The sequence below is a fragment of the Burkholderia territorii genome (assembly GCF_902833055.1).
GTDB lineage: Bacteria > Pseudomonadota > Gammaproteobacteria > Burkholderiales > Burkholderiaceae > Burkholderia > Burkholderia territorii.
In genome coordinates this window covers 1-580 of the sequence record NZ_CADFEJ010000079.1, presented here as the reverse complement: position 1 = coordinate 580, position 580 = coordinate 1, and the positions used below count along the sequence as shown (strand labels likewise).

The following is a 580-nucleotide window of genomic DNA, read 5'->3' as shown; positions in this document are numbered from 1 at the left end:
CCGCTGCTGTTCCATTCGCCGAGCTTCCCGCAGAGCTACCTGGCGGTCGACCTGTTCTTCGCGATCAGCGGCTTCGTGGTCGCCAACGCCTATGAGGCACGGCTGCGCTCGGGCGCGCTCGGCTTCCTCGCCTTCGCGAAACTGCGGCTGATCCGGCTCTACCCGCTCTACCTGATCGGCATCGTGCTGGGCCTGGCGAGCCACTTCGTGGCGATGGCGCACCAGCACGGCCGGCCGCTTCCGTCGCTGTTCGCCACCACGCTGTTCGTGCTGCTGTCGCTGCTGATGCTGCCCTCGCGCGCCACGCCGCTCTACCTGGTCAACAACCCGGCCTGTTCGCTGTTCTACGAGATCGTCGCCAACCTCGCCTTCGCGGCCATCGTGCGGCGCGCGGTGCCGCGCATCCTGGTCCTGGCGATGATTCCGTGCGCCATCGTGATGCTGCGCTACGCGCTCGACCATCACGGCATCGACGAGGGCTGGGATCTCGGCAAGTGGTATCTCGCGCTGGCGCGCGTGGGCTTCTCGTTCTCGGCCGGCGTGCTGATGTTCCGGCTGCGGCGCGGTGGGCCGCGGCGGG

The 580-nt window shown here is 68.6% G+C and carries 1 protein-coding gene; it reads left to right on the top strand.

Going from position 1 to position 580, the window contains the following annotated elements; all coding sequences use genetic code 11:
* Positions 1-580 (top strand): acyltransferase family protein (locus tag HW466_RS31090; RefSeq protein ID WP_176316142.1); only part of this gene is annotated, 580 nt, incomplete at both ends.